We start from the raw sequence: 20,876 nt of genomic DNA, 5'->3' as shown, positions 1-20,876 counted from the left end.
ATAATATGTTATCTTATAAAGTTACAGACTTATCACCTAAAGATCAGTATAAGGTTTTAATTGGTTCAGTCATCCCTAGACCTGTTACAATGATAGCCACACAAAATGACGATCAAAGCTTAAATTTAGCACCCTTTTCCTACTTTAATATGGTAGCTTACAATCCACCCATCCTCATGGTGTCCATTCAAAGAAAAGGTAAGATGAAGGATACCGCTCGAAACATCCTAGCTAATAAAGAAGCCGTTTTCCACATCGTAGACCAAGAAAATTTACAAGAAGTCAATTTGACAGCTAGCAATTTGCCAAAAAATAAGAGTGAATTGGATTTAACCCAATTCACTCTTGCTAGCAGTCAAACAATTCAAACGCCTGGTATAGCTGAGATGAAAGTAAGGTATGAAACAGTATTACACCAACACATCGAGATCCCATCATCAAATGGTAAAGAAGTTTCAGCTGACTTATTCTTGATGCGAGTAGTACATTTCCATCTTTCTGAGGAAGTTTACCAGAATTCTTATGTGCTTGCTGATCAGTTAAAACCGATCAGTCGTTTAGCGGGTAATGATTATGCAACTTTAGGACAGACCATTCAACTTGAAAGACCAAAGTAGGAGGTAATTATGGAATATATCTATCACGCAGCTGATAATGCTGAATACACTTTTGTCCTGTTACACGGTACAGGAGGAGACGAAACTAACCTTATTCCTTTAGCCAAAGAAATCTCATCTTCAGCTAATATTCTCTCTATAAGAGGAACTGTTAACGAAAATGGAGCCCTCCGTTATTTTAAACGGAAGGCCGAAGGTCTCTATGATTTAGAAGATCTAGCGGAAAGAAGTGATGAGCTTGTTGAATTCATCAAAAAGATGAGTAGTGAAAAAGGATTTGATTTAAGTAAAGTAATATTTATTGGCTTCTCAAACGGATCTAATATTGCTTTAAATATCTTAATTCACTATCCAGAAAGCTTTAATAAAGGAATTTTATTTGCCCCACTCTACCCTATGGCCATTGATCAGCAGAAAGATTTATCAAATCATCAACTCTTCTTATCCATGGGTGAGGCAGATCCAATCTGTAGTATGCAAGCAAACAATGACTTAATTAAAAAATTAACAAACGTTCAAGCAGACCTATCCATTGAATGGGTACATACCCATCAAATTACGCCTCAAATTGTGCAAGATGCTAAAGATTGGGTGTCAAATTTAAAAGAGAATAATTAATTAATTTAAGCTCTACTTTCTTATGTCTAATTAGCATGAGACAGGTAGAGCTTTTTCCAATTCTTACGGGCTAATAAGTAAATAATTATTCCTTTTAAAGCAGTGGAAAGAGACATAGCAATCCAAACTCCAACCACACCATAATTAGGCATAAACAGCCAAGCAAATGGGATTCTCAACAAATTACAAACAGTATTCACAGTTGCAGGGGCTTGAGTATTTCCTAAACCGTTAAGGAAGCCACTTCCACCAATTTCAAAACTCATAAATAATTGGCTTAAACCAAAGACAAGTAAATAAACAGCTCCTAAAGCGATAGCTTGCTGGTCATCTGGTATAAATAGCTTGAAGAACTGCATTCTAAATACGATAAGAACTAAGGTCGCAAATGAACCAATGGCTAATAAGGAGCGAATGGTCGTTTGATAAATCCCTTCTACTCGTTCATAAAGTTTAGCTCCATAATTCTGCCCTACCATAGCCGTAATCGCTACTGCAAAACCTTCAGTGGTCATCCATGAAATGGATTCAATGTTTGACCCCACACTGGTAACAGCTAAAGGCATAGCGCCATAGGAAGCAACATAACGATTTAGTAACACACTGACTAAAGCGTGTGCATTCGACTGAATAGAAGGTGGTAGTCCTACTTTAATGATTTGCCCTAGATTCTTACTGTTAAATGACCACAAGTGGATGCGACTGCGGTAAAGTAAATCTCCTTGGCGATAAATAGCATAAAGATACAAAATAAATACCATAAACTGAGCAAAAATAGTTGCCATAGCAGCCCCTTTAATCCCTAGGGCTGGAAGAGGCCCTAAGCCAAAAATTAAGATGGGATCTAAGATAATATTAATAACCAGTCCGAGAGTATTGACGGCAAAAGGTGTTTTACTATTACCTAAACTATTATAGGCTCCAGATATAACAGGGTTAATAAAAAATAAAAAAACACCCGAAGCAATCACAATCAAATATTCTTCAGTCAGTTGATTGACGTCATCTTCTAATTGGAAGAAATTAATAAAGGGATCTTTAAATAAAATTAAGAGGCCTCCAAAAGCAAGGCCCATTATAAGGGCTAACCAAAAACCATTGTTAATATAAGAGCGTGCTGTCTTTTCATCTCGTGCCCCATAGGCTTGTGCCGTCAGGACACTCATTCCAATTCGAGGGATCAACATCAAACTCGAAGCAATCCACAAAGCAAAGCCAACTTGTCCTGCTGCAGCTACAGCCTCAGTAGAGAGTCTTCCAATCCAGGCAATATCGGTTAAAGTGTAAGTCATTTGAATAAAAGCAGTTAACATTAAAGGCGTCGATAATTTCAACATTGTTTTAAATATCTTACCGTTTAATAAATCTAAATTTCTCATTGCTACTCCTCCATATCTCAATAAATAGTAACAAGTTGAAGCACTAATTACAATCACCAAAAACTTAGTGAAAGAAAAAAGATCTTTCAATAAGTTTTAATGGCTTCATTTTATTCCTCTAAGGACGTTGGTAGTAGAAATCTTCGTATCCCACTGTTTTTGGCCCTTTTGATAAAGCACCCATCTTTTATCATACTTTTGATTGGTCTTTGCAATCATTTGTTCAATGTCTTTTTGTAATTCTTTTAAAAGGGGATTCTTGAATAATCTGTTCAATATTTCAAGATCACCGAGACGGTCGCTCTCAATCATCGCATGAGCCAAGCGATCACTTACTTGTGGATTATCCGGGGTCAAATGAGTCGTAACATAGGACATTGAGACGTCTTGGAAACCAAACTTTTCCATTGTTTGAGGCAATTCTTGCTCGTTTAATTTATACTTACCTAGTTGAAAAGTTTGGATACTATCATCTTGGCCGTTTGTTAAGACTTCAATCTGCTGCCAAAAGGTATTTTCATCTTCATTAAAAGAAAGCAAAGCCGGTGCTTGGTGAATGACCCCTTGAGCTTGACTGAGACAAAGACAGACTCCTCCGGATTTTAATAAATGATACTGTGTTTTAAAGAAAGTGTTTGTTTCAATGTGCTCAACCACTGTATTCGAAAGAATAACATCAAAACTATTTTCCTCAAAAGGAAGCTTATAAATATCACCCTCTAAAAATTCAACTTCAGGAATATTTTCTTTAGCAAATTCTATGAAGTTGTGATCGCGGTCTAATCCAATTACATTGGCATTCGGGTACCAATCTTTTAATACCTGACATAAAGCACCCGGCCCACAACCTATTTCTAAAATTCTAAGAGGAAGTTTTTGATCGATATTAAAAATGGTTTGATAAGCATTGGCATTTTCCTTACTAAAACGTAGTTTACGACTAGAATAGAGCGTTTGAATTCCCTGTACTTGGTTAGACCAAAAATTTAACCTGTTCATTGTATCCCCCTCTTTTCGTTCCAACCTAACTTCAAACATGATATTTTGTGTTTTCAGATTTTTTAACAGAGCTTATTATATCATTTATTAGTAATTTTTGATTAAATTTGCCCATCAAGGTCTTAAAATGGATGATAGGGTCATGTAAAACATCTTTTCCACTATTATTTTACGAATGTAAAAGACTTTCGCTAGACATATCATGTGAAAATGCTAAATTTAAAACAGAAGGAGGCGACATTATGAGTCTTGGCCAACAACTCAAAACAGCACGCTTGCATGCAAATTTAACTCAAGAAGAAGTTGCAGAAAAAATTGGGGTTACTCGTCAATCCGTTTCAAATTGGGAAAACGAGAAAAATTACCCTGATATTCGGAGTGTCATAGACCTTAGCAATCTTTATCAAATCAGTCTGGATCAATTGATGAAAGGAGACGAAAAATTGATTAATCATTATCAAGAAAGTTCAAATGTAGTTCGTAGTAACAAACATTTATTTAAGATTATTTTAATTAGTTTAACTATCATCTTAGCACTATTCATACTCCATCACCTGATGCCTAACCATGTCGAATGGCTACTTGCTATTTTTATTATAATGGCCATAACGGCAGGAATCATTATTCATGAAATCATTCAAACAATATAGGAGGCGTAAAAATGAATGAAACTATCAAAATATTTATAATTGTAATTGTCGCTACCATTGCGCTGGCTTCTGGCAGCTTATTAGCTTACTTCATCTATAAAATGACTATTATTGATGCTAAGGCGCGAGGGTTAAAACATCCCAAATTTTGGGGTATTTTTAATATCGCTGGAAACAACTCTTCAAATATCTTACTCTATCTTATCGGCAGAAGGAAATTTCCTAAAGATAAACTCACTTCCTATGATCAACTCTTAATGAAGCAATATAAAAGAGAAGCTAGTATATCTCTTATTTGCCACCTTTGTGGGACGATTATCCTACTTATCTGCATTGTTTATTTCTATGCCTAACTAGTTCGCCTATCTTTATTAGAAAAAGTAGGGTTTTTGTTATTTTATTAATTAATAAAGTTTGGTAGGATAGATGTGATATAAAATTAAAGGAGATCTCTTTACATGAACTCAGTAAAAAATAAACTTCCAGGACTTCTTTTATGTTTCTTGATTGCTGTTTTTGCTAGCCTTTTAGCTAGTGTATCGATTGGAAACTTTTCACTGGCGATTATTGGAGCACCCGTCTTTGCTATCTTAATAGGCATGATCATCAGTCTCATTCAGCCCCAATTAGCTAATCATGCCATTTTTCATCTCGGTATTCGCTTTTCAGCGAAAAATATCCTACAATGGGCAGTTGTTTTATTAGGTTTCTCCTTGAACCTCTCAATGATTATTAAAGTTGGCAGCAAAAGCTTACCTGTAATAGTTGCTACTATCTCGATTGCGCTACTGGTTGCTTGGTTCTTTCATAAGCAATTTAAGATGGAAACGAAATTAGCGACTTTAATTGGGGTCGGATCAGCTATTTGTGGAGGTTCTGCAATTGCAGCCACTGCTCCAGTTATTGAAGCAGATGATAAGCAAGTTGCTCAGGCTATTTCAATTATTTTTATTTTTAATGTACTGGCTGCTTTGATTTTCCCTACTTTAGGTTATAACTTAGGATTAGGAACAGAAGGTTTTGCTATCTTCGCAGGTTCTGCAGTTAATGACACTTCTTCAGTGACTGCCGCAGCAGCGACAGCAGAAAGCTTCTATCAAGTGGAAGGCATCCTATCTGCTGCAGTAACGGTCAAATTAACACGAACACTAGCCATTATTCCCATTACGATAGGTCTATCTTTGATGCAAGCTCGTAAGGAAAATGAACACGCAAAAGCCACTATTTTTCACTTACTTCCTACATTTATTCTCTATTTTATTTTAGCTGCCTTAGTCACTTCCATAGTGGACCTTCTTCCAACAAATGCATTTACCTATAGTTACGTCGAAAAGTTTGTTCCCCTGATAAAAACTCTCGCTAAATTTTTTATCAGTATGGCTATGGCGGCTATCGGGTTAAACTCTCAATTAAGTGAACTAATTAGAGAAGGAAAGAAACCCATTTTACTTGGCCTCTCTTGTTGGATAGCTATCAGTCTCGTTTCACTAACCGTTCAAGCTCTAACCGCTACTTTTTATAGTAATCTTCCTTAATCAAAAACGGTTAACTAGTAGAATTATCTAGTTAACCGTTCTTTTCTATTTAATTAACTGCTTAATTTGAAAAGAACCATTTTTGATAGCCCTTATCAATCAATAGGCTCACGAGCATTTGAATAATCATAGAGATAAAAACTGTTAAGGGAAGCCCCTTTAAAACATCCAAAAAAGCTTGGCCGTTTATGCCCGCTTCCATCCATACTCCAAGAAAGCCCATGACAAAAGAAAAGATCAAGGCGGGTGGGAATTGTCCCACTACGAATTTTAACCATTCTGGATGCTGGATACCTAGTAATTCATTGAATTGCTCAGACATTTTTGGTATATCAAGAAGATACGCCCCAAGAATTACTGAAACGGGTAAAAGAACAGATAATTTAACTAACATTTCAGGGAATACGACTTGCCCCTGCATGGCAGTCATAATTAAGGGCATGATAATTCCAAGATGAACGGGAAAAGCAAAGCGTTTAAATGTTTCAAAGTTTATCGAATGCAAAATAATGTCACCTTTCTAATTGTGTTTTTAACTTTTTTACTCTAACAAATACCTTAAGCCCTTTGCAAGTTGTTTTTAACGATTCACCACATACTTTGTCTTTAACACATCATTTTCTAGTTAAGTATCCTCAAAAAATAGAACAATTTTTGAAAAGATAATACTTCATTATTCATCCCTTAGCTCTATCCAATACCTTTGATCGACAGTGCCATCAGGATAAACTACTTCATTTTCTAAAACGCCACCATTTTTTTGAATGGATTTCGCGGACCCAATATTTTCTTTATTACAAATCATTAAAACCCTTTTTATACCGATTCGTTTACACTCTTTTAGTGCTAATCCTATCATTGCTGTGGCATAACCTTTGCGTCGCTCACTCGGTCGAATACCGTCTCCTATATGTCCACCCTTTAGTAAAAGGCCATCATTTAAATAATGGCGAATATTCACTGCCCCTACCAAAACATTCCGATTGCGGTCGAGACAAAAAAAGGTCGAATCCGGTACACGGTCTGAGTGTACAGCTTCTTTATCTTCTATACTCTTAATATATCCTCCAAAATCATGTGGATCATGACGAAAGATGGCCGATGGCGAACCATCTGTTTGATTTTTTTCTATATCTTCTTTCCATTCTTCGATCATCTCAATTAATAGTAGCTGATGTTTTTTCTCTAACTTAACAAGTTCGATATTCATATTAGGCTTATCCCTTTCAGAGTGATTTTATACTTTATAAATTTTGGCTTGCGTCCTAGCGATAACTGGTCCCATCTCTTCTTGTCGGATGGCTGATAAATCTATGACGGTTTGCCTAAGAAGTTCTTTTAAAGATGTAGCCATATGCTGAACTTCTTTTCTATCACAAATAATCTTATCCTCCGTTGGCCAATCACTCTCAAGTAAAATGTGATCTCCAGCTATTTGTTGAACATAGGCGCGTCCTTTTTTTGTATTTAACATCGTCGGATGAACAGATAGATAACCTCCTTGATCTCGATGTCTGGTTAATTGATCACTGGTTCCATTAAAGCGGTGTAAAATTGCCGTAATATTCTTAGCAGAATGACTTTCTATTAAGTCCAATACTTTTGAAGCTGATTGTACTGCGTGGATTGATAACACATAATGATTATCTAAACGCTCAGCTAATAGTGATAGAATGTTTGAGAAAACATAAATCTGTAAGTCCTCATCCGCTTTTTCCAATCCATTGGTCGAAAAATCTAAACCGACTTCTCCTATTAAAAGAGATTGGTCTAATTCCCCTTGAAAGATAGCTAACTCCTTATTCGCTTGTTCCTTAGACTTAATCCACCAAGGATGAAAACCTAAAGATAAATAAGGCAGAAACTTTTGATCACAATCCATTTTTTTGAGGCTATCCTTTAACTCAATAAAACCTGAGGGTGTGACAGTTTGAGCCACAATTTTAAGCTTTTCTTTAGCAATTGTTTCTAAAAATAACTGACGAGCCTGTTGGTCTTTTATAAAATCAAAGTGATAGTGACTATCTAATAAATTCATAGTCTCTCCTCTCCTTCTTACTTCAATTTACCAAACTTTATATTCTTCCTTCCCTGCCAAACGTCGGATCACTTTTCCTGCTAGCATCATTCCCATAATTGGTGGCATATAACTCATCGAACCTAAGGTTTGTGATTTTGTATTGCCAGTAGGATTTTCAACTTTGAAGGGTTGTTCATTAGAATAAAGAACCTCTAAATTTTTAATGCCTCTTCTACGGCACTCTAGACGTATAATCTTTGAAAGGGGACAATAAGAGGTCTTTTCTATTTTACTAAAGTTTAAGTAAGTCGGATCTAATTTATTCGCTGCCCCCATAGATGAAATTAAGGGCAATTTTTCTTTTTGACAAAAGGCTGCAATTTCTAATTTTTGAGAGATAGTATCAATACAATCAATTATATAATCCACTCCTGCTAGATCAGTTAAAATTTCCTCAATATTTTCTTTGGTTAGAAATATTTGACGGGCATCCACTTGGCAGTCCGGATTGATTTCAGCGATCATCGCTTTCATAACATCTGCTTTAACCTTACCCACGGTTGATGAAAAGGCTAAAGCTTGACGATTAATATTGCTTTCTTCAATAATATCTCCATCAATTATCGTTAAATAGCCTACTCCTCCTCGAGCTAACGCCTCAGCACAAGCAGAACCTACTCCGCCTAGCCCCAATACTACCACTCTTGATTGAGCTAACCGACTTAGGCCCTCTTCTTTTAAGAGCAGGCTCACCCTTGAGAGTCTTGTTGGTATTTTTGTTTCCATAACATCATCCTTAATCTTTTAAGTTTATTAGCTGCTTTTTTATTATAACACCATCGCTCTAATTAGATCTTATTAAAAGAGGTGGTCATAAAGATCACCTCTTTTAGGTCTATTAATTTTTACATTTGCTCTTTATGAAAACGACTTAGGAACAATTTAGTTCGCTCATGTTGGGGCTCATTAATCACTTGCTGGGCTAAGCCATCTTCCACAATTACACCTTTGTCCATAAAAACAACCCGACTAGAAACATCACGGGCAAAAGCCATTTCATGAGTCACTACTATCATTGTCAGACCCTCTCTTGCTAATTGGGTCATGGTATCTAATACCTCTCCTACCATTTCTGGGTCAAGCGCTGAAGTCGGCTCATCAAACAGTAATAATTCTGGATCCATTGATAAAGCCCGAGCAATAGCAACTCTTTGCTGTTGTCCACCTGACAATTGTTTAGGACGCGCATTGACATAAGGAGCCATGCCCACCTTAGTCAAGTTGGCCATAGCAATTTGCTCTGCTTCTTCTTTTGTCCGTCCCAAGATTTTAACTTGTCCAATGGCACAATTCTTCAAAACATTCATATTATTAAAAAGGTTAAACTGTTGGAAAACCATTCCCACTTCTGCTCGATAGTGATTCAAAGGGTAATGATTGGTCATCACTGACTTGCCTTTATAAAGAATATCCCCTCCGCTCGGTTGCTCTAGAAGATTGAGACATCTCAGAAGGGTTGATTTTCCTGAACCTGAAGAGCCAATAATAGAGATGACCTCTCCTTGTTTCACGCTAAAATCAATGTCTTTTAAGACTAAGTTGTCCCCAAATTTTTTAGATAAGTGAGCAATCTCTAAGATTTTATTTTCATTAGTCATGTGTTTTCACCCCCTTGACCGCTTCTGTGGATGAAGACTGAACAACTGTATAAGAATGAGAACCTGACACCTTTCTCTCAATTAAATTTAAAATACGAGTGGTCGTAAACGTTAAAACAAAATAAATCACTGAGGTAATCAAGAAGGTCTGGAAAGTCTGATAAGTCGATCCTGCGACAGACTTGGAAACAAAGAACAATTCTGTCACTGCTATAACATTTAAAACGGAAGTATCTTTGATATTAATCACAAACTCATTTCCTAAAGTTGGTAGAATCGATAAGACAGCTTGCGGTAATACCACATGTCGCATGGTTTGACCATGGGTCATACCAATTGCTTTGGCCCCTTCATATTGTCCCTTATCCACCCCTTGAATACCTCCACGCATGACTTCAGATAGATAGGCACCTGTATTAATTGAAACAATAAATAAAGCTGCTGTCATTGAAGAAAGATCAATATCAAAGAAAAGTTTTAGACCATAAAAAATTAACATGGCTTGAACCATCATCGGTGTTCCTCTAAAAATTTCGATGTAGGTAACTAAAAGAAAATCAACTACTTTAAACAAATAATAAGAAGGGCGACCTTTTTGGAACAAGTCCTTCATCGAACGGATCACTGCAATCAAGAGTCCAATCACGGACCCCACAATGGTTGCAAACAGCGCAATGAATAGAGTGTTCAAGGCACCACGAATAAATTGATTACCGTAACTAGCCCACAAAGCCTGAACATCTTGCCAAAAGCTAAGGTTTTCTTGACTTTGATTGAGTTCTACCATTTCTTTCATCAATGCTATCCGTTCCTCTTCATCAATCTGACTTAAAACTTGATTAATTGGTTCCACCAAAGGACTTCCTTTACGTAAACCAATCGCGATTCCTGTATCTACCTGACTCAGATCAAAGCCATTCTCTTTAGTAAATTTTACATAAGTTAAGTCGGTGTTAGCAGCTACAGCAGCCATGGCTCCTGGTTCTTCCGATAAATAAGCATCAATTTTACCTGATAGGACGGAAGAAATCATGGTTGGAAAAGAATCCAAAGCTGTCCCTTTCTGGACATTAGGTATTTGATCGATTAAGCCATAATGGAAGGTATTTAGCTGAGCGGTTACTTTAGCGTTTGAAAAATCTTCGATGGATTGAGCATCGACAAAATCAGAATCTTTGCGAACTACCAGGACCATCTGACTTTCATAATAATTATCAGAAAAGTCAATTTCCTTCTTACGCTCTGGTGTGACCGACATGCCAGCAATGATAGCATCTACCTTACCAGAATTTAAAGCTGGAGGTAGACCATCCCACTCTAATTTTACAATTTCTAATTCCAAACCTAACTGTTGCGCTAACTCTTGTGCGATGTGGACATCATAGCCATTGCCAAACTCTCCTTTAGAGTTAGAAATAGGGAGCGCTCCATTTACTAGAGAAGGTTGCGACCAGTTAAAAGGTGAATAATTAGCTTCCATTCCTACTTTTAAAACACCAGGATCTTCAAGTCCTTCTTGGATCTGTTCACTATTAATAGTTGATAACTTCTTATCTTCAGCACCTACAATCATTTTAACAGGCAAAAGCAATATAAACATTAAGATTAAGACACTGAGCTTTTTAAACAGTCCTTGATTCTGTTCCATTCTGATCCTCCTCGTAATTTTTACTATAAAAAATAAATATACCTTTTATAGTAAATTTGGTCAAGTTTTGAATGTATAGACTATTATTAAAAAATGTGGAATGTATAGACTATTATTAAAGCTTCTTAATAAGACAGATCGAAATGTTAATATTTTTTGTAATAGTATTTCTATTTTTTCTAAAAAAACAGATCAAAAAACTCCTTTGATTCATAATTACACATGTATAATGCTCTCTGCAAATTATACTGTCTTCATGATCTAAGGAGTTATTTGTTTATATTTAATTATTAAATTTAGGGGTTATTTTAAACTGGATCATCTTAGTTCCAATCAGCTAAAGATCCCATTGGATCCCATGGTTCTAATTCAATGACTGGTTGATTAAGAGCATCTAGCCATTTTTGATCAAGGTATTTCTTATCAACAGTCACTTGATAGTTATACTCGTCAAACCATTGATCACTCATTGAGAAGATACCTTTATCGCCAGATTTTTCACCCCAACTGTTCTCAACCTTCCAATTGACTGGTTTACCATCAGCATCTAGGTCCACACCTACTAAAAGCATGGCGTGAGTTAATAAACTCTCCCCATAATCTAAGCGCTCAGCCTTATTTAATTGAGGCGCTTCAGCTAAGATAGCCTCATATTCGTATAAGTCTTTATCCATAATACCCAATTCACGATCACTCATCTTACCAACATCACAACCAAACCAAACTGGCTTGCCATCTTTGATTGAAGCAATTGCAGCTTCTTTAAGCACTTCAATTGGTGCATTAATATAAGTAATCGGGTGGCCTTCGGCTACAGAGGCTAAATATTTAACAGTGAACGCCCGTCCGAAAGGCTTATCTTCAGTCGGTGCGTTGATTACACTGACTTTACCTTCTAAATCCCAACCCACATACTTATTAAAGAAATCTTGTGGTGTGATGTCTTCAATACGGTGATATTTTCCATCCTTGTCGCGGTAACTGTAAGAGAACTTCTCTGGAACCTGTCCCAAGGCTTTAACTAAGATGTTGTATATAACATACAGCATATCTTCTTTCATTGCTTTCAAATCTTCTTTTGAAGCCTTATTTTGATAAGCCGTTCTTAATTCTTTAGCAAAGGCTCTTAAACGTTTAGTAATGATTGCTACCATTTCATAAGTATTAGAAGAATGGTAAGTTTCTGGCATTACCGATTTAGGAACTGAACCATACTTTTGTAGTAAGGCTGTGAACATATCCCATTGTCCACCATCTTCGACCGGCGCTTGCAATAAATGTTGTACCACACGTGAATTTAAAGGTTCCTCTACCGTTTCAATGATAGAATCCAAGAAGAAGTTTGATTTTTCTAACTTATCCCAGAAGAGGGTATAATTTTGCGAAAATTCAAAAGTTTCTAAATTTAACTCTTCCATTGTATTTACACGCGCACCGTTTAAGGCAGCAAACATCCAGCAACGACCGCTTTTCTTCTGATCGGTAATCTTGCCTCTTTTTGTTTCATCGGAGAAAACGAAGGTATGGTCTCTCACGGCCTCATTATTAAATGAAGCTTGATTGAACCCAACTTTAGCTACCGCATTTTCTACTGCATGATTGATCGTTTCTGCTTGATATTTTGTTTTGAATGATTGTATTAATTCTTGATTGATTGTCATAGTCATTTCCTTTCTTTAAATAAGATTTTTTAGAGTCCATTCTAATAATAGAGAACTTCTTCATTTATTCTGGCTAGTCTTTAAATATTTTTCTAAAGAATAGCTTAAAAAATAATCACTACTATTCACACCACTTCCTTTAATAACTAATCATTTTAACTAATTAATAAGATATAGGACTGGCCTTCAAAGCTTAAATCCCTTAAGAATTTATATAGAATTAGCGATTAAATAGGCTTCTAAACTTACTATATAAAAACTCAGTGCCACCATTAAACTTAATTAATTATATAAAGCTACAGCCATTCCCTAATAATATTTTATAACAAAATTAGAGTGCTTGCAATAAATTTTTAGGTTAACCTAAAATACCCTTCAGTCTATACCTTGCTAAGTCACAACATACTTTATGATCAGTCATCGAATATAGCTACAATTTAAAAATTCCAGCCACAACCCCCCCACTTGATTGAAATGAACCTTAGATCAGATATATTGTACAAAAAGTGCTCCTGGATATCCACAATCGGGTCTACCTCTTTAGAACTGTTCAAGGTGGTTCATTCTAAACTTCCTACAAACTTGTAATGTATTTCTACTTTCTATGTGATTTCTCCAACTTCTTCTACTAGGTCATAGACGTATATTTTATCTATTAGTTGATTTAAGATATATCGATTCAGTTCTTTAATCTTTGCATATTTTGCTAAGTTTTCTATGAACTTATCACAGTCAGATTCATTTAGTTTGTCTTTTTCAATATAGCTTTCTAAAATCGCCCCTCTTTCTATTAATCTTTTTGTCCTTTTCTTACTTTCTTTCTGACTAATCTGTCTTTTGATTTTCTTCTCTTGATTTTTTAATTGCTCAAGTTCAAGTTCACATTTTTCCTTTTCATCTAATAAGTTTTCTATCTCATCTTTTAATAGATTTAATCTTTTTGTGCTTCCCATTTTTTATCTCCTCCTAAAATTGGGCATGAAAAAAGCGACTAGAATATTATTTTCTTAGTCACTTTTTTATATCATTTCAATTTTTGTTAATTTAAATATCCATTTTAGCCATGCTAACACAGAGCCCGAACGCCTTACTATTTGTCCTTCATTACAAACATTATATAGCCTCATCTTATCTTGTATATCAGCTTTAGTTGGGAAATTCCCAGTTGTATAAATTCCAAAAAAGAATTCATTAAAAATTTTGTGTTCTAATATTAACTCTACTATTTTAAGTTGACGTTCCTTATATTTCATACTTGCAATTTTTTTACCTAATGCAGTAAGTCTTATTTCAACTATTGCTTTATCTAATTCATCAACTGTATCGAGTTTTTCAAATAAACCTAGATATCTACCTGCATTAAAGTAATAATCTGATTGTCTTAAATCAAATTGCATTATTTCAGCAATGCTTTCAGTTGTTTCATTATTATTTTGTAAGATTTCTAATAAAGATATAACTCTCTCAAAAGAATTAGCTTGTATGAAGGGTATGTCTGTATTCATTTGGTTATCATCAGTTTTAACTTGAGTTTTTTCAAACACTTTTAGCAAATCATTATTATTAATTTCTGTATCTTGTAAAGAATAGCTCTTTTCTTTTACTAATTGAATGGAGGAGTAATTATTAAGTTCATTAAACTTATACTCTAATAATCTAAAAATTTGATTACTGTAGATTGAGAATACTAATCTTATTGGCTTTTCCACCCTAGTTTTCCATAATCTATATGGATAATAAAGTTGTCTAATATGAAAGTCAGGATATACAACATTTTTTGCTTCGATTATTACAACAGAATTAGCATTTTCCAATCCACCATCTATTTCACATTGAGCATTTTCCACAAAAACATTTAACGGTTTTTTTGAAGTTCTATCAACAAAAAAATCAAATTTTCCTGTACCCATCCTTCCATTAAAAGTTGAAACTGAATCATCTTCATTTAAGAAATCATCTAAGATATTAGAAAGTAATAGTACATTAATTGCATTTGATTCAGAATTAATATTTTCTATATCTATACTTTCAAATTCTGGTATCTCTACTCGTTGCATTTTAGTAATATGTTCTGTAAGCTCTGGTATTTCTTCATATAATTTAAAGTCACTTAAAATGTATGAACCTCTACTTGTTGGTAAAATATTAATATTGTGTTTTTTAAATATAGCTGGTAATGACTCAGAACTATCCCATTTAGCCATTAACCTAGGTTCTTTAAATTCTTTTATTTCACTTGCTTTTATATTAAAAAAGCCATTTTTTTCTATTTCGTTAACAATATCATATTTATCAAATAACTTTTTCCACGCATCATTTGCACTTATCTTTGCCATAATTACGCACCAATACCTCATTTATTTCGCCACGTTTATTACCATTACTATTTATAGAACGACGAGCCTTAACTGTTATAATTTCATAATCTTTATATAAATCTCTTATTAAAGGGTGATCTGAATTAGATAACAGGAAATTTATACCTCTTTCGTTCAGTTTATCACATTCTTTTTTTAATTCTATTTGTTCTTTTTGTGAAAAACCATTTTCAGTATATCCAGTAAAAGATGAAGATGTGGATATTGGCATATAAGGCGGGTCAAAATAAACAAACGCACCTTTCCTTAAGCCTTTTAATGCTTGTTTATAATCTCCTTCTAATATCCTTATATTATTTTTATTAAAATATGTGGACATAGCCAATATGGCTGGTTTATTTATAATATTTGGATTTTTATATCTCCCATAAGGTGAGTTAAACTGCCCAGCTTGATTAACTCTAAATAGACCATTAAAACAAGTTTTATTTAGATAAATAATCCTAGCAGCTTTTTCAACTTCACTCATCTTTTCATAGTTTTTATTTCTGTCTAATTCTCTAACTTTATAGTAATATTCTTCATTATTTAGCTTATCATGCTCCTCTAATAAAGCTAACAATTCATCTGGATTATCTTTGACCACCTTATAAACATTAATCAATTCACTGTTATAATCATTTATTACAGCTTTTTTAGGTTGTAGATCAAATAAAACTGCTCCACCACCAACAAATGGTTCCACATATGTTGTAATTTTTCTTGGAATAAGAGGGTTTATTTTATCTAATAATTGTCTTTTTCCACCAACCCATTTTAAAATAGGTGCTAATATAACATTTTTACTTGACATGGTCGCCCTCCTTTTCCTTATATATTTCCACAACATCATCAATATTACAATCCAAAGCAAGGCAAATTTTTTCAATAGACTCTAAATTTACATAAGAGTTCTTTCCCATTCTTGCAACTATATTGCTAGTTATATTAGCTGCTCTTTTTAAATCTTCTTTATTCATATCCTTTTCAACAAGTAAATGTCACAAAGGTTTATAACTTATAGCCATAAAATCTCCTCTCATTTCTTAAAGGTTATTTTCATTAATTATACCACATTTCATCATATAAATCATTTTACAGTGTTCTTTACTTTCGTTCGCGTTAGTGTTTATTGAGATAGTCCTGTTCTTTTCCGTGTACCACTTCAAACTACTCTAAATCGATAGCTCGCCCAGTCACCAAAGAAAATTTAATTCTCAGTGGTCATTTTTCTGATATCATTATCAAAATCTTTGTTGATAGTCGTTAAGTGAAGATTGCACCATTCTAACCATCCATTAGTCTTTTGATGAAAATAATTCAAATTTCCTGCTAAAACTTGCTCAAAATACATTGCAATTCCTTCGGTAAAGAGTAACCATAAAAAATAGTTTTCACCTTGCTCAAATTGGTCAAAATTACCATATTGTTGATGATAGATATGCCCTAATTCTTGAAAAATAAGTCCATACATACGGTCTTTACTCATCCAATCTCATTCGATCATTTTTTCAATTCCCACTAGAATATAAGTTCTTCTGTCCAGTTCTACCACCCAACCTGCCCCATTACATAAACCTAAATAAAGCATAATTGTAAAATCTAGCTCTTTGCCAAATGCTTGAATAACTTTTTTATTTAACCCCCCAGTTACTTGCCTAAATGAGTCTACTACTTTGAACCGCTTTTTGCTTTCTGAAAAAGTCCTTTTTTTAATGGGGAAATAATTGTTTAAAAGCTATACTTCCCACCAACAAACACTCTTTTGGCGTCATCAGACAGTAAATCCTGATAGTTGGCTAACCATCTATCCATATATTCTTTCATAAACTGATTTGAAACTGCCCATTTACAAATAATGGATCAACTTCAGCAGTCGCATTAATGATTTCCATACCAAGTCTCCTCTTATTACCTATGTCAGCATATCCTATAGATCGGATCATTGCCAAACAAAGACCAGGATAATTTAAGCTATTTACAATTAGTCATATTCAGCCAACTAGCAATTTCTTCAGCTATTTTTTCAGGTTGGTCTTGATAGATAGTATGACTCGCGTTTTCGATAATTTTCATGCTTATATTATCATTTAAATTTTTAGATCTTTTTAGCTTGGTCGGTAAAACCTCTTGAAGATCACTAATCAGAAGCAATGTAGGTGTTTTATATGCTTTACTAGTAATCGATAACTGAATCGAATGATTAAGACTCAAAAGATTCAAAACGCTCTCCTCGTTCATATATTTATAATTACCGCTAGATAGGATCTGTTTTGCATTGATCAGTTCATCTTCCAGTGATACTCCAAAATCTTCACTTGAGATAATCCCTCCATCAAGTAAAATGACTTTAGTAATATTACTTAAATGTGCAGCTAGAAAAGCAGCTATTTCACCCCCGATAGAATGCCCTATTATAACAGATGGTTTCTCCCCGATAGTATCCTTATAAAAGTTAATCAGGTCTTCTTTAGCTACTACATTGTCATTAAAGGCCTCTTCATGTCCGGGTAAATAGAGATAATTTACTCCTAAGCCTTTTTTAGACAATAATTTCAAAAAAATTTCACTCTCTTCCTTCATGCCACCAAAACCATTAATAAAATAGATACATTCTTCTAACATATTGCTCTCCTTAATCTTATCAAAGACAGATTGTTAAAGTGGTTAAATACATAAATTAATTATACAGCGATACTAAGACAACTTTCAAAGTGTTTTGAATGTTCCACAAACTTGCTCAATGGATAAAAATCATAAATTTATGGGGACTTTAACTCAACTTATAAACAAATAATAATAATTACATTTTAACATAGTAATAGTTGCTGTGTTTAGCTTGTTTATACCGTAGCTATTATCATTTATGTTGGTCTAGTAGCCTATTGATATACCAGTTATTCATCTTTGTACTCTTGTTGCAACAATCTTATTCTCTTTTGTACAATTTGGAGTCATTTCTTAATAAATTGTTGAAAATTTACCTTACTTTTACTTAGAATTTACTAAAAATTTACAATGCTCTGCTAACTTATATCTAGATGAATAAATCATCAATAAATTATAAAGAAGGATTGAGCCAATGAAAAAAACAGTAATTCTATCATTATGTGCTTCTGTATTAATGTCAGTATGTGCCCCTACAATGACTTTTGCTAAACAAGAAGAAGGTCAATGGTCGGAACTTCCAGTAGCAACCTTGGAAGAAGGCCGTGCGTTAACTGAAGATTTATCTCTTATTTCTAAAAACCGAGCAAAATATGTCTTCTTATTTATCGGAGATGGCATGGGAAATATCCCTGTTTCTGCGGCTGAATATTACTTAGGTCCAGATAATGGTGACGAAGGTAACGGTCAAGCAGTCGCTCAACCGTTAAATTTTGCTAAATTTCCTGTTGTTGGTCTGCAAAATCCAACCGATGCTGACCATTATGTTCCGGACTCTGCTGGTACTGCTACCGCATTTGGAAATGGCGTAAAGATTGATTCAAACGTCATTGGTCTAACACCTGGCTATACCGAACAAACAGAATCAATTGCTGAAAAAGCTCAAGCTCAGGGAAAAGCCGTTGGTATCCTATCGACAGTAACTTTAAATCATGCGACTCCTGCTGCCTTCTATTCAAACGTTGAACACCGTAGAAATTATTACGAAATTGGTGAACAAATGGCTGCTTCAAACTTTGAATATTTTGCAGGGGGTTCTCTTGGTAAGCGAACAGGTGCTGAAGATGATCAAAAAGACTTATACGAGGTATTAGAAGAAAAAGGATATATGGTAGCAGATACTCAAGAAGAATTCGATACTATTACTGCTGACACTGAGAAAGTTTATGCACCTGCATCTGTTCTTTCTGAATCAGATGGTTCTTCTATGAAATATGCGATTGATCGACAAGAAGGTGAACCTACATTAGCAGATATGGTCGCTAAAGGAATTGAAGTCCTAAGCGCTAACGAAGAAGGTTTCTTCATGATGACAGAATCTGGTAAGATTGACTGGGCAGAGCACGCTAATGATGCCGCAACAACTATTAAAGAAGTGATTGACTTTCAAGACTCTATCCAAGAAGCAATTGATTTCTACTATGAACATCCTGAAGAAACTTTAATCGTTGTAACTGCTGATCATCCTACCGGCGGTTTCACCATCGGAAACTCGGAAACAGGTTATAACTCTTACTTCCATTTACTAGACAATCAAAAAGTTTCTCAAGAACAATTTGATGTAATCTTTGCTAAGGCCAAAGAAGAAAATCCAGAAATGACTTTTGAAGATGCTGTTCCATTACTAGAAGAAAACTTCGGATTTATCTTTGACCTGGAAGCAGAAGAAGTTGTGAAGACTGCTGGCGAAGTCGAGAAAGCGGCTGAAGAAGGTGAAGAAGAAGCCAAAGACTTAATGTTAGTAACACCTTATGAATTGGCAGAATTACGTTATGCTTTCGAACAAACAATGAAACCATATGAAGAACGTAATCTGGGTCAAGCAGATATTATCAAAGGCTACCATGCATATGAACCATTATCAATCGCTGCTACACGTCTATTAGCACGTAAAGCTGGTTTAGCATTCACAACTGTTGACCACTCACCTGAGAAAGTTCCAGTTTTTGCAATCGGTGCTGGCGCTGCAATGTTTGAAGGTAATTTTGAAAATACAGATATTGCCTATAAGATTTTAGCAGCCATGGGATTATATGAAGGTGGCGATACTAAAATGGCTCCTTTAGAAGTAACAAAGAAGTTTTCTGGATCTATTGAGGAAAACGATAAAGAAGAAGCTTCTGAAGAAACAGTTGAAGTAGAAGAAGTTTCTGAAGAAAGTGTTGAAGAAAGTTCAGATTCTGAAACAAGTGAGGAAAGTTCTGAAGATTCATCGGCTGAAGAAAGCAGTAACTCTGAAGAAGAACCTGAAGAAGTAATTGAAAGCTCTGCTGAATAATTAATACATTAGTCACAAAAAGCACAGCTAAGATAAGGCTGTGCTTTTATTCTTTAAGGAGAATCTTATGCAACTTAAATCTATTTTAGCAAGTTTCCTTTTGTTTATTTCCCTACTCTCACCTTGTTCTCTTGTTAAAGCTGAAAGCTCAAGCATGAAAGAATTACCTTTCAGCGGATACTATCTAGCCCCTGAAGCAAGTAGTATTGAAGGATTGCTTTTTCAAGAAAACCAATTAATCATCTATATTAAAGATGAATCAGGGTATGCTCACCCTGTTTATGGACACGACCATGAAGATAACTATGATAATGAACAGCAAGATGTGGAAAAAGATATTAAATCAAACAAAGACCATCACGATGACACCATTGATCAAGAATTTATAGAATGGTTATTCGAATTTAATGCTTACCCTTATCCAGACCTTAAGAATTATTCTATATCTGTTCAAGAGAGATATAAGAAAGAAAATAATCTTCCAATTAACTTAAAAGAAGTTTATCTAGCCATTGTAGATCAGATAACACCTGAAATGACACAAAGAAATATCTTAGACTTGATTAATCAAACGATTCCTGACATTTCATATACACAAAAAAATGATTATAATTATTTCACTATTTCCTGCCCAACTATCACTGTAAATAACGATCATTGGACCGTCCAATTATTCGGTGAAGAAATTTTTTCTTTTGTGCAACAGTCTGGACAATTAATAGATAATCATGGAAATACTTATGAATACATTGACGGAATTAAACCCAACTAATTGCTGAAAGGTGTGAA

Annotated in this window: 21 protein-coding genes and 1 pseudogene; 7 read left to right on the top strand and 15 right to left on the bottom strand. The window is 34.6% G+C overall.

What is annotated here, in order from left to right; translation table 11 throughout:
- Positions 1–5 precede the first annotated feature (5 nt).
- Both ACQV18_RS03105 and ACQV18_RS03100 read left to right on the top strand, forming a co-directional pair.
- Positions 6–617, top strand: a complete 612-nt coding sequence (locus ACQV18_RS03105; protein WP_428872713.1) for a flavin reductase family protein — start codon at positions 6–8, stop codon at positions 615–617.
- Positions 618–626: 9 nt separating this feature from the next.
- Positions 627–1,235 (top strand): alpha/beta hydrolase, encoded by a 609-nt coding sequence (locus ACQV18_RS03100; RefSeq protein WP_428872712.1) that lies wholly within the window; start codon positions 627–629, stop codon positions 1,233–1,235.
- Between the two features lie 26 nt (positions 1,236–1,261).
- On the opposite strand, the gene ACQV18_RS03095 is transcribed toward ACQV18_RS03100, so the two are convergent.
- Positions 1,262–2,614, bottom strand: coding sequence for an MATE family efflux transporter (locus ACQV18_RS03095; protein ID WP_428872711.1), 1,353 nt, complete (start codon positions 2,612–2,614; stop codon positions 1,262–1,264).
- A gap of 105 nt (positions 2,615–2,719) precedes the next feature.
- Positions 2,720–3,613 carry a class I SAM-dependent methyltransferase gene (locus ACQV18_RS03090; protein ID WP_428892554.1) on the bottom strand — a complete coding sequence of 298 codons (894 nt, stop codon included), beginning with the start codon at positions 3,611–3,613 and terminating at the stop codon, positions 2,720–2,722.
- A gap of 242 nt (positions 3,614–3,855) precedes the next feature.
- Here ACQV18_RS03090 and ACQV18_RS03085 point away from each other — a divergent pair, with 242 nt between their 5' ends.
- The 3 genes from ACQV18_RS03085 to ACQV18_RS03075 all read left to right on the top strand — a co-directional run bounded on the left by ACQV18_RS03085 (position 3,856) and on the right by ACQV18_RS03075 (position 5,798).
- Positions 3,856–4,263, top strand: coding sequence for a helix-turn-helix domain-containing protein (locus ACQV18_RS03085; protein WP_428892553.1), 408 nt, complete (start codon positions 3,856–3,858; stop codon positions 4,261–4,263).
- Between the two features lie 11 nt (positions 4,264–4,274).
- Positions 4,275–4,616 (top strand): hypothetical protein, encoded by a 342-nt coding sequence (locus ACQV18_RS03080; protein ID WP_428881657.1) that lies wholly within the window; start codon positions 4,275–4,277, stop codon positions 4,614–4,616.
- A gap of 105 nt (positions 4,617–4,721) precedes the next feature.
- Complete coding sequence (locus ACQV18_RS03075) at positions 4,722–5,798, top strand: YeiH family protein (RefSeq protein ID WP_428892552.1); 1,077 nt, start codon at positions 4,722–4,724, stop codon at positions 5,796–5,798.
- Positions 5,799–5,859: 61 nt separating this feature from the next.
- Here the strand turns inward: ACQV18_RS03075 and ACQV18_RS03070 are convergent, their stop codons facing one another.
- The 13 genes and pseudogenes from ACQV18_RS03070 to ACQV18_RS03010 all read right to left on the bottom strand — a co-directional run bounded on the left by ACQV18_RS03070 (position 5,860) and on the right by ACQV18_RS03010 (position 17,767).
- Entirely contained in the window at positions 5,860–6,303 is a 444-nt protein-coding gene (locus tag ACQV18_RS03070) for a hypothetical protein (RefSeq protein ID WP_428892551.1), read from the bottom strand.
- 168 nt (positions 6,304–6,471) lie between these two features.
- Positions 6,472–7,008 carry a GNAT family N-acetyltransferase gene (locus ACQV18_RS03065; protein ID WP_428874914.1) on the bottom strand — a complete coding sequence of 179 codons (537 nt, stop codon included), beginning with the start codon at positions 7,006–7,008 and terminating at the stop codon, positions 6,472–6,474.
- 27 nt (positions 7,009–7,035) lie between these two features.
- On the bottom strand, positions 7,036–7,836 hold the full coding sequence (locus ACQV18_RS03060; RefSeq protein ID WP_428892550.1) for a TatD family hydrolase: 801 nt from the start codon (positions 7,834–7,836) through the stop codon (positions 7,036–7,038).
- Between the two features lie 27 nt (positions 7,837–7,863).
- Positions 7,864–8,604 (bottom strand): tRNA threonylcarbamoyladenosine dehydratase, encoded by a 741-nt coding sequence (locus ACQV18_RS03055; RefSeq protein ID WP_428892549.1) that lies wholly within the window; start codon positions 8,602–8,604, stop codon positions 7,864–7,866.
- A 119-nt stretch (positions 8,605–8,723) separates the two neighbouring features.
- Complete coding sequence (locus tag ACQV18_RS03050; protein ID WP_428874917.1) at positions 8,724–9,476, bottom strand: amino acid ABC transporter ATP-binding protein; 753 nt, start codon at positions 9,474–9,476, stop codon at positions 8,724–8,726.
- Entirely contained in the window at positions 9,469–11,124 is a 1,656-nt protein-coding gene (locus ACQV18_RS03045) for an ABC transporter substrate-binding protein/permease (protein ID WP_428892548.1), read from the bottom strand. Before ACQV18_RS03045 ends, ACQV18_RS03050 begins: the two co-directional genes overlap by 8 nt.
- Before the next feature lie 323 nt (positions 11,125–11,447).
- Positions 11,448–12,785: an aminopeptidase C gene (locus ACQV18_RS03040; protein ID WP_428876355.1), complete on the bottom strand. Its 1,338-nt coding sequence runs from the start codon at positions 12,783–12,785 to the stop codon at positions 11,448–11,450.
- 602 nt (positions 12,786–13,387) lie between these two features.
- Positions 13,388–13,738 (bottom strand): DUF3847 domain-containing protein, encoded by a 351-nt coding sequence (locus tag ACQV18_RS03035; RefSeq protein ID WP_428874075.1) that lies wholly within the window; start codon positions 13,736–13,738, stop codon positions 13,388–13,390.
- Positions 13,739–13,804: 66 nt separating this feature from the next.
- Positions 13,805–15,121: a type II restriction enzyme gene (locus ACQV18_RS03030; protein WP_428892547.1), complete on the bottom strand. Its 1,317-nt coding sequence runs from the start codon at positions 15,119–15,121 to the stop codon at positions 13,805–13,807.
- On the bottom strand, positions 15,099–15,956 hold the full coding sequence (locus ACQV18_RS03025; RefSeq protein WP_428874073.1) for a DNA adenine methylase: 858 nt from the start codon (positions 15,954–15,956) through the stop codon (positions 15,099–15,101). The genes ACQV18_RS03030 and ACQV18_RS03025 overlap by 23 nt, the downstream gene beginning before the upstream one ends.
- Positions 15,946–16,128: pseudogene (locus tag ACQV18_RS03020) on the bottom strand (helix-turn-helix domain-containing protein); the annotation flags it as partial. The gene ACQV18_RS03025 and the pseudogene ACQV18_RS03020, both read right to left, overlap by 11 nt.
- A gap of 224 nt (positions 16,129–16,352) precedes the next feature.
- On the bottom strand, positions 16,353–16,631 hold the full coding sequence (locus tag ACQV18_RS03015; protein ID WP_428874072.1) for a hypothetical protein: 279 nt from the start codon (positions 16,629–16,631) through the stop codon (positions 16,353–16,355).
- A 485-nt stretch (positions 16,632–17,116) separates the two neighbouring features.
- A complete protein-coding gene (locus tag ACQV18_RS03010) occupies positions 17,117–17,767 on the bottom strand; it encodes an alpha/beta hydrolase (protein WP_428892546.1) in 651 nt (216 codons plus the stop codon).
- A 457-nt stretch (positions 17,768–18,224) separates the two neighbouring features.
- Between ACQV18_RS03010 and ACQV18_RS03005 the strand changes: the two genes are divergently transcribed.
- Together ACQV18_RS03005 and ACQV18_RS03000 are read left to right on the top strand one after the other, a co-directional pair.
- Entirely contained in the window at positions 18,225–20,087 is a 1,863-nt protein-coding gene (locus ACQV18_RS03005; protein ID WP_428892545.1) for an alkaline phosphatase, read from the top strand.
- A 67-nt stretch (positions 20,088–20,154) separates the two neighbouring features.
- Positions 20,155–20,859 (top strand): hypothetical protein, encoded by a 705-nt coding sequence (locus tag ACQV18_RS03000; protein ID WP_428892544.1) that lies wholly within the window; start codon positions 20,155–20,157, stop codon positions 20,857–20,859.
- Positions 20,860–20,876 lie beyond the last annotated feature (17 nt).

Source organism: Facklamia sp. P9177 (assembly GCF_050409585.1).
Classification (GTDB): domain Bacteria; phylum Bacillota; class Bacilli; order Lactobacillales; family Aerococcaceae; genus Facklamia.
The sequence above is the reverse complement of the archived record's forward strand: the minus strand, read 5'-3'. Positions and strand labels throughout refer to the sequence as shown.